Here is a 9,028-nt window from a genome sequence, read left to right on the forward strand (position 1 = left end):
CCACAATGGCCCCGATTTCAAACCAAACCCTGGATAAGCTGAAGGCTTGTTCGACCGCGACGCTCACCACCCAACTGTTCAAACGCAACTATCGCCAGCAGTTCCTCGTCGGCGTGAAGCCACTCAATCCGAATGCCGGGTCCTTCGCAGGCGAGGCATTCACGCTACGGTTCATTCCGTCGCGCGAAGACAAGGATTGGGATCTCGCGGATCTGCGCAAGCGCGGCGAAGACAACATGCAGTGGGAGGCGGTCGAAGCGATCGGCGCAGGCCAGGTCCTGATGATCGACAGCCGCAACGATCCCCGTGCGGCGTCCGCAGGTAACATGCTGATGACGCGCATGATGCGCAAGGGCGTCGCAGCCGCGATCACCGACGGGGCATTCCGCGACGGGACGGAAATCTCCAGGATGCCCTTTCCCGCCTACTGCACGGCCAACACGGCATCGACACGCCCTGCTTACCATCGCGCTGTCGATATGCAGTTGCCGATCGGCTGTGCCGATGTCGCCGTCTATCCCGGCGACATCATCGTCGGTGACAGCGATGGTGTCGTTGTCGTGCCGCGCACGATCGCCGAAGACTTGGCGAACGATTCCTACGAGCAGGAGCTTCGCGAGAAGTTCTTGTTCACGAAGATCGATGCCGGCGCACCGCTCTGGGGAACCTATCCGCCGAACGAAGCAACGCTGCAGGAATACGCCGAATGGCGTGCCCGTCAGCAGGCGGCGGAGTAAGGCGATGGCCGCGCCGACCAAGGCTCAGCAGGCCGAAGCTCTCATTCGGCGTTACTTCCAGGCCTGCAACGACGCCGACCATAGCGCCCTGATCAATTGCTTCACGAGCGACGCCGTCCACTACTTCCCCCCGGGTCTGCCGGGCGCACCCTGGCGTGGGGCCGAGGCGATCGCGGACGGCTGGGTCTGGTGCGTCAAGACCTTGGGGTCGCGCTGGACGATCGAAAAGGTGCTCGCGAGCGAGAACGGGCACGAAGCCGTCATCGAATGGACGCACTGGAAGACCGCCATCGGCGAGGTCCTCCGCGGCGACGAATGGTACATCTTCAATGATGATATCACGCGCATCGCCGAAATACGGGCTTACTACGCTTCCCCCGTCAACAAGGCCGAGGCGGTAAACAAGCTGCACGAGTTCGACTACGAGGCCAGAGGTTATGCCATGGCGCCGCCCTCGCCGGCGCCGAAATTGTCCTGAGCGGCAAACGGAGCTCGGATCATAGTCGTGGCCCCGGCGATCACAGGAAGAACGCGCGTTCACGCGCTGATCGGTTCACCCATCGCCCAGGTCCTTGCACCGGGCTGGTTGACCGAGCGAATGCGAGAAGCCGGCTATGACGGCGTTCTGGTGCCCCTGCATATCGAGAAGGGCAACCTCGATTCGGCGCTGCCTGTGCTCAAGGCGATGCCGAACATCGACAGCATCCTCATAACCTTGCCGCACAAGTTCGGAGCGGTCGCTCACTGCGATCGTCTGTCGGAGCGTGCTCGCGTGCTTGGCGCGATCAATGCGATGCGTCGCGAGGGCGATGGCCTCTGGTTCGGCGACAATTTCGATGGAGCGGGCCTGACTGCCGGCCTCAAGAAGGCTGGACACACCATAGGCGGAAAGAGCGTGTACATGGTCGGCGCCGGTGGCGCCGGATCATCTATCGGCGTCTCCATGCTGGAGGAAGGCGCACGCCACCTGACGTTTCACGACGTCAACGCCAACAGCCAGAACGCACTGCTCGACAAACTCGGCGCGGCGTACGCGGGCCGAGTCTCCATTGGCAGCACGGTTCCGCAGGATTGCGACATCGTCGTCAACGCGACATCCGCGGGCTTGCGGGACGGCGATCCGCTTCCCATCGACCCGAGCGAGCTCACGTCGCAGATGGTCGTCGCAGACGTCATCACCGATCCGGTGCCGACGAGGTTGCTCGCCGAGGCCGCAAAACGCGGCTGCGCGACGCGCGACGGCACCCACATGCTCGACGGACAAATCGACCTGCTGTTCTCTTTCATGCTCGGCAAGTGCTGAACGGCCAACCGTTATTCGCAAGCGGGGCCAGTGGACTGTGGAGCACCAGTGAAGGCGCTGCTGTCGTTTCCGATTCACCCCTCGCAACGGCAGGATCGGCCGACGCAGTCTCACGAAGTGAGACGACTTTTTCCGAAGGCGAAAGATAAGCTTCTCCTCGGAACCGACGCTCGATAACGTCTCAAACAAACAATCAAAACATCCGATGAGCTTTGGGAGGACGAATTGGAAAAATTCGCTCGAGTTGATCGTCGATACACTTGCGCCGCTTCTCGCTGAGATCAGCGAAACACTTCCACCGGCACTCTGACCGATCATTTCCAATCAGGAGGGACGCATGAAACGTCTTGCAAGGATATTCGCATTCACCATGATCTCGCTTGCGGCGATCAATCAGGCCGCGTCCGCCGACACGCTGGAGAAAATCAAAGCCGCCGGCACGATCCGCATCGCCATTGATCTCAGCGTGCCGCCATGGTCGTTCAAGGACGAGAACCTCAATCCCACGGGGTCGGAGGTCGAGGCGGCCAAGCTGCTGGCATCGGACCTTGGTGTGAAGATGGAGGTCGTCGCAACGAACGGCGCGAACCGCATTCCGTTCCTGCTCTCCAATCGAGCCGACGCCATCATGTCGGCCTTGTCGATCACCGACGAACGCAAGAAGCTGATCGCGTTCTCGCTTCCCTATGCCGGCGCGACGACATTTGTGGCCGCACCGAAGAGCATGGAAATCAGGACCTTCGCCGACCTGTCGGGCAAGCGCATTGCGGTCACGCGCGGGACCACCAACGACGCCGACCTGACCGCGGCGGCGCCCCGCGATGCCCAGATCATCCGCTTCGAAGACGAAGCCACGACCATGACCGCGGTGGTATCGAACCAGGCTGACCTCGTGGCGCAAGTGCCGACCCTGGTCGATCTCATCAACAAGAAGAATCCGGATAAGAATCTCGAACCCAAACTCCCTCTCCGCACCGCTCCCATGGGCGTCGGCATGCGCAAAGAGGACACGGAGCTGAAGCAATGGGTCGACGCGTGGGTCAAAAAGAACATCGCGAACGGGAAACTGCAGGAAATCTTCAGGAAGTTCCAGGGCACGGATCTCCCCAAAGAGGTCGTCGCCGCATCTCAGTGATGTGGTCCCTCACGGTGGAGCAGGCGGAGTTTCATGACATATCAATTCGACTTCGGAGCCGTGCTGGCGTACTGGCCTCTCTTGCTCGAGGGTGTCTGGACGACGCTCCGCCTCACCTTCTTCTCCACCGTGTTCGGGATCCTGATCGGCGCCTTTTGCGCGGTGGTCCGAACCGGCGGACCATCCTGGGCGCGCGCAATCGTCTCGCTTTATGTCGAGTTCATTCGCAATACGCCCCTGCTGGTGCAGTCCTACTTTCTGATCTTTGGCATCGCAAGCCTGGGCATCCGACTGCCGATCCTGGTCGGCGCGACCATCGCCCTGACGGTCAACATCGGCGCTTACACGACCGAGATCGTTCGGGCGGGCATTGACTCGATCCATCGCGGACAGCTCGAAGCGGCGACCTGCCTCGGCCTTTCCCGTGCGCAGACGTATCTGCATGTGGTCATTCGACCTGCCCTTGAGCGCGTCTATCCCGCCCTGTCGAGCCAATATGTGCTGCTGATGCTTGCCTCGAGCATTGTCTCGTCCGTTGGCGTCGAAGAGCTCTTTGGAATGTCAAACCGCATTCAGAGCGAGACATTTCGCAACTTCGAGATCTTCGTCGTGCTTGGAATCATCTACCTGATGCTGGCCGTGCTTGTGCGCGCCGGCTTCACATTGCTGGGGCTCGCGATGTTTCCACGCCGCCGCAAGCTCGGAACTCCTCTTTGAGCGCGGGAAACAGCAAATGAACAGTGCTTTCATCATCTCGTTGCTCAAGGGACTCTGGGGGACCATTGTCCTTAGCTTGCTGACCTTCCTGTTCGGCGGCCTGATCGGTTTCCTCGTCGGGCTCGCCCGCATCTCACCGATTGCCGCGGTCTCGCGCGTGGCGGCTGCCTATATCGAAATCATGCAGGGCCTGCCGCTTCTCGTTCTGATGGGCCTTTGCTTCTACGGCCCGAGCATCTTCGGCTACGATTCCCTGTCGCCGCTCGGGGCTGCCACCTTTGCGCTCACGCTATATGCCAGCGCCTATCTCGGCGAGATCTGGCGTGGATGTATTCAGGCGGTGGCGAAGCCGCAGTGGGAGGCCGCCGAGTGTCTCGGCCTCACCCGCTGGCAGCGCATGACGGCCGTCATCCTGCCGCAGGCGCTGCGGATTGCGATACCCCCGACCGTCGGCTTCATGGTTCAGATCGTGAAGAACACGTCGATTGCTTCGCTGGTCGTCGGCTACGCCGAGCTCTCCTATAACGCCAAGATCATCAACAACGCGACGTTTCAGCCGTTCCTGTATTTCGGGATCGCCGCGCTGATGTACTTCGCGATCTGCTATCCGCTGTCGGTCCAGAGCAGGGCCCTCGAAAGGAAACTCAATGTCGGCCATCGTTGAACTCAAGGACGTCCGCAAGAGCTTCGGCAATCTCGAGGTCCTCAAAGGCGTCACCTTCGAGGTCAACAGGGGCGAGGTCGCTGCGATCATCGGCCAAAGCGGCTCGGGCAAGAGCACGGCGCTTCGCTGCATGGACCGCCTCGAGACGATCCAGGGGGGATCGATGCTGATCTGCGGTCATCAGCTCCACGATGACGGCGTCGACCTGAAGTCGCTGCGCCGTGATGTCGGTATCGTCTTCCAGAGCTACAATCTCTTCCCACACCTGACGGTCGCCCAGAACATCATGCTGGCTCCGCGCATGGTGAAGGGCATCAAGCCGAAAGAAGCGCGCGAGATCGCCGACACGGTGATTTCCAAGGTCGGGCTGCGCGAGAAGATGGATTACTATCCCGAGCAGCTCTCCGGCGGGCAGCAGCAGCGCGTGGCGATCGCCCGCAGCCTCGCCATGGAACCCAAGCTGATGCTGTTCGACGAGGTCACTTCGGCGCTTGACCCGCAGCTCACCGGTGAAGTCCTCCGCGTCATGGAGCAGCTCGCAGCCGACGGAATGACGATGATCCTGGTGACGCATGAGATGGCGTTTGCCCGCAAGGTGGCGGACCGTGTGATCTACATGCGGGACGGCAAGGTCCACGAAATGGGGTCTTCGGACATCCTGCGCACTCCCGCAACGCCCGAACTGGCCACGTTCGTCTCGGAGTCGGCGGAGCACTGACACATAGGCAGTCAACGCCACGTCCATTCCTTGCACCTGCGCAGTACCCCCTGGCCTTCCGATCGCGACGCTCGGAAGAAATTTGGATTTGGGCAACACTTATTCTTTTGACCCTCTTCCAACGGATCGGCATGATGGCTACGCGAGTAACGGGTTTGGCACCCTCCTCTGATCCCCCGTAGAGTGGGCCCTGGGTTGGACTGCATGCCATGGTGCAAGAGCCGCCCATCCGAGTTGAACGTCGGTTGGCGGCGATATTGGCCGCTGACGTTGCGGGCTATTCGCGGCTAATGCACCATGACGAAGAAGCCACGCATGCTAAACTGACAACGCTCCTCGCGGACGGTGTCACGCCCGCAATCTCCACACACGGCGGTCGGATCGTGAAGAATACCGGCGACGGGTTCCTGGCGGAGTTTCCAAGCGCGGTCGAAGCCGTTCGAGCCGCTGTCCAATTCCAAGCCCGCATCGGAGAGCTTACAACCGCCGATCCGGAAGACAGGCGGATAGCTTTCCGTGTCGGCATCAATGTTGGCGACGTGATTATCGAGCCGCACGATGTTTTTGGCGACGATGTAAATATTGCGGCGCGGCTTGAAAGCATCGCCGAACCCGGCGGCATTTGCATTTCGTCCTCTGCCTATGACCACATCCGAGGCAAGATCGGCGCTGAGTTTCTTGACCTGGGTGAGCAAAACCTCAAAAATATTGCCCGCCCGGTCCGCGCCTATGCAGCGGTCGCGCATGGACGCACCCCGATAACACCGGCTGACAGCGTCGGGCCGACCCCGCGTTCGCCGCCTCGTCTTTCCATCGTTGTGCTGCCCTTTGCCAACCTCAGTGGCGATCCCGAGCAGGACTATTTCGTCGATGGAGTGACGGAGAGCCTGACTACGGACTTGTCACGGATCAGCGGCTCATTCGTTATCGGTCGGCACACCGCATTCACGTACAAGGGCAGAGCGGTCGATCTTAAACAGGTCGGCCGCGAGTTAAACGTCCGTTACGCGCTCGAAGGCTCGGTGCAGCGGGGCGGTGATCGGCTTCGGATCAATGTGCAGTTGATCGACACCGAACCCGGCAATCACCTGTGGGCCGAGCGCTTCACTAAGCCAGTCGCGGACCTCTTCGACATACAGGACGAAATCGTATCGCGGCTCGCCAATACACTGAATGCCCAACTCGTTGAGGCCGAAGCGCGACGGGCGGAACGCTCACTGCATCCTGATGTGATGGACCTGTACTTTCAGGGCGTCGCTCGGTTCAACAAGGGGCCGACCCCCGAACACATGGCGCAAGCACGGAGCTTCTTCGAACGTGCCTTGGCTATTGATCCCCAGGGGGTCGGAGCACTGAGCGGCATGGCAATGGTCGATCTGACAATAGGAGCCTACCTACTAACGGATGACCGAGCCGTGCGCTATTCGGCAGCTGAAGAAAATGCGATCAAAGCACTTTCATTAACCCCGGACCATGCAGTGGCTCACTTGATCCTAGGTAACCTCTACATTTCGACAAACCGGGCTACCCAGGGGATTGCCGAGTGCGAGCAGGCGCTAACGCTTGATCGCAATTTGGCTAATGCGCATGGCGTTATCGGGATGGCTAAATACTATCTGGGTCGCGCAGCCGAGACCGAAGGTCATATACTCGACGCTCTCCGTCTTTCTTCCCGCGATATCTTTGCCCACCGGTGGCTGCATTTTGTAGGCGCGGCCAAGGTACAGCTTGGTGCGGACGCAGAAGCCGCCAGTTGGTTCAGGCGAAGCATCGAGGCCAACCGAAATTCTCCTCTCACGCATTTTGGGCTCGCCGCCGCACTAGGTTTGCAGGGCTTCCTTGATGAGGCAAGAACAGTTGCGCGGATTGGACTAGCGCTCAACCCTGGCTTCACCGTCCGCCGCTTGCATGCCTCCAAACCAAGCGACAATCCAACCTTCCTCGCTGGCCGCGAACGCCTGTATACAGGCTTGCGATTGGCTGATGTGCCGGAAGAGTGATGTCCGTAACCAGATAACGCTGCGGAGAAGCTACTATGCGGTTGTCCAAGGTCGCTGCTTTGACGCTTATCGTTGACTGTCTGAGCCTACTGTCCGTGTCTTTGGCGCAGGCCGCTCCCGAATGTTCAGTTTCTGGGACACTGGCGGATTGGGGCGAGAATTCCACCGCCGACATTGACCTCACGTCCGGAGGAAGTTGCCAATTTCCAATCAGAATGCGCGGCACGGTGAGTGGCTCGGACGTCGCTCAAAAGCCGTCACACGGCAAGCTGAAGAGGCTCACCCCGTCAACGTTCGAATACAAAGCGAAGGCCAAATACAAGGGGAGCGATACTTTTGCCATCAAGGCAACGGGTCAGGGGCCGACGGCTTCTGGCACGTCGGTAATCACCGTGCACGCGACGATGAAATAGCGTCCATTGCACGCGCTTGGAGGCGACATGACACATTGGATCGCGGGTGTTGTCGCAACCTTACTGGCAGGTTGTCCCGGCGTCGCGAGCGCGCAGGCGGACTGCACTACGATACCTCGCGGACCGGCGCGCACCGATTGCTACCTCGCTCTAAGTCAGTTCTATCAGGGACAATCCGATCTGGCCGCTGCGAGAGCACGCGCGCAATCAGACGCCGCGTGGTATCGGGCAATTACAGGAATGGACCCTACAAAAGACAAACCGCGTCGTCGGAAATAGGAGGGTACACACGCTGGGCCGATCTTGACACCCCCGCTTGCCACCACGCGCGCTATGTCTCATCCCGTGAAGACAACGAAACGACGCGGGTCACGCAGACTTTGCAGGCCCAAAGCGGGGATCAAATTCAAAGAATATCTTGGATTCAATGAGATATGGGGAAGATGGCGGAGAGAGTGACCGTCGAACACGTCCACGTCCACAGCGGCAGGCAAGCTATCGTAGGCAATGTCCAGGGGGTGGGGTGCTAACTAAATCGGAGGATCAACCCCATGCTCTTGGATATACAAAAGGCGAAGCGTTGCGGAGCGAGAACGCGGACCCGGAAGCCATGCAAGTCGCCGGCAATGGTAAATGCAGGATGCACAGGGGTCCCTCTCCGGGCGCGCCTAAGCGCGCCGGGATTCACTTCCTGCTGGGCCTAATTGCGCAAACCGAAGATTTGTAAGTACGATGGGGCCTGGGCATTTTGCACAGACTGGTCCTGGGCTCGGGCGTCTTGTGCAGGTGGGACCTGTGCCCGTGCAGTTTGCTCCCGCCGGATCTTTTTTTGCGGATTTTGCACGGCCGGTATCTCTGTCCGGGCATGATGGACGGGCCGGACGTGTTGGTGCGTTTGCCTGGACCGAAGCGGTGCTCGGGCATTTTCCGCAACCTGTGCCGGTGCATCTTGAACGGGCTTTACCGGCCTGACCTGTGCCTGCGCATCTTGCTTGGCCGCCCAAGCTTGGAATTGCCTAAACAGGGTTTCAGATGACAGCTCACTATTTCCCGTCTGCCTCTGACGGGTGGCTTCAGACGCGGCAGTAATCTCGTCGCGGCTCGGCGCGTCCTTTGCGGTCGGCGGCAAAGCCTGAGCATCGGCGATAGATTGAATCGTTGGCGTGCTAGGCTGACTCTGACCGGCGGGTTCAGGGACGGCAGCAATTTCGTCGCGGCTCGGCGCATCCTTTGCGGTCGGCGGCAAAGCCTGAGCATCGGCGGTAGATTGAATCGTTGGCGTGCTAGGCTGACTCTGACCGGCGGGTTCAGGGACGGCAGCAATTTCGTCGCGGCTCGGCG

The 9,028-nt window shown here is 60.2% G+C and carries 10 protein-coding genes; 9 read left to right on the forward strand and 1 reads right to left on the reverse strand.

Annotated features, from left to right (window positions below):
* From SO139_RS36085 to SO139_RS36125, 9 genes are all read left to right on the forward strand, one after another.
* Positions 1-737: RraA family protein (locus tag SO139_RS36085; protein ID WP_498541503.1), on the forward strand; the 737-nt coding region annotated here is incomplete at its 5' end.
* 4 nt (positions 738-741) lie between these two features.
* Positions 742-1,215 (forward strand): nuclear transport factor 2 family protein, encoded by a 474-nt coding sequence (locus SO139_RS36090; protein WP_449379787.1) that lies wholly within the window; start codon positions 742-744, stop codon positions 1,213-1,215.
* 27 nt (positions 1,216-1,242) lie between these two features.
* The gene (locus SO139_RS36095) at positions 1,243-2,040 is read left to right on the forward strand and encodes a shikimate dehydrogenase family protein (protein ID WP_449379786.1); all 798 of its coding nucleotides are present in this window, start codon (positions 1,243-1,245) and stop codon (positions 2,038-2,040) included.
* A gap of 337 nt (positions 2,041-2,377) precedes the next feature.
* Positions 2,378-3,175, forward strand: coding sequence for a transporter substrate-binding domain-containing protein (locus SO139_RS36100; protein WP_449379785.1), 798 nt, complete (start codon positions 2,378-2,380; stop codon positions 3,173-3,175).
* Positions 3,176-3,208: 33 nt separating this feature from the next.
* Positions 3,209-3,892, forward strand: coding sequence for an amino acid ABC transporter permease (locus SO139_RS36105; RefSeq protein ID WP_449379784.1), 684 nt, complete (start codon positions 3,209-3,211; stop codon positions 3,890-3,892).
* Positions 3,893-3,908: 16 nt separating this feature from the next.
* Positions 3,909-4,556, forward strand: a complete 648-nt coding sequence (locus SO139_RS36110; RefSeq protein WP_449379783.1) for an amino acid ABC transporter permease — start codon at positions 3,909-3,911, stop codon at positions 4,554-4,556.
* On the forward strand, positions 4,540-5,274 hold the full coding sequence (locus SO139_RS36115; RefSeq protein WP_449379782.1) for an amino acid ABC transporter ATP-binding protein: 735 nt from the start codon (positions 4,540-4,542) through the stop codon (positions 5,272-5,274). The genes SO139_RS36110 and SO139_RS36115 overlap by 17 nt, the downstream gene beginning before the upstream one ends.
* A 209-nt stretch (positions 5,275-5,483) precedes the next feature.
* Positions 5,484-7,274, forward strand: coding sequence for an adenylate/guanylate cyclase domain-containing protein (locus SO139_RS36120; protein ID WP_449379781.1), 1,791 nt, complete (start codon positions 5,484-5,486; stop codon positions 7,272-7,274).
* A 35-nt stretch (positions 7,275-7,309) separates the two neighbouring features.
* On the forward strand, positions 7,310-7,687 hold the full coding sequence (locus SO139_RS36125; RefSeq protein WP_449379780.1) for a hypothetical protein: 378 nt from the start codon (positions 7,310-7,312) through the stop codon (positions 7,685-7,687).
* 700 nt (positions 7,688-8,387) lie between these two features.
* On the opposite strand, the gene SO139_RS36130 is transcribed toward SO139_RS36125, so the two are convergent.
* Positions 8,388-9,028, reverse strand: a 641-nt coding sequence (locus SO139_RS36130; protein ID WP_498541504.1) for a hypothetical protein, incomplete at its 5' end; no start/stop codon positions are given.

It is taken from the genome of Bradyrhizobium sp. UFLA05-89, assembly GCF_059803475.1.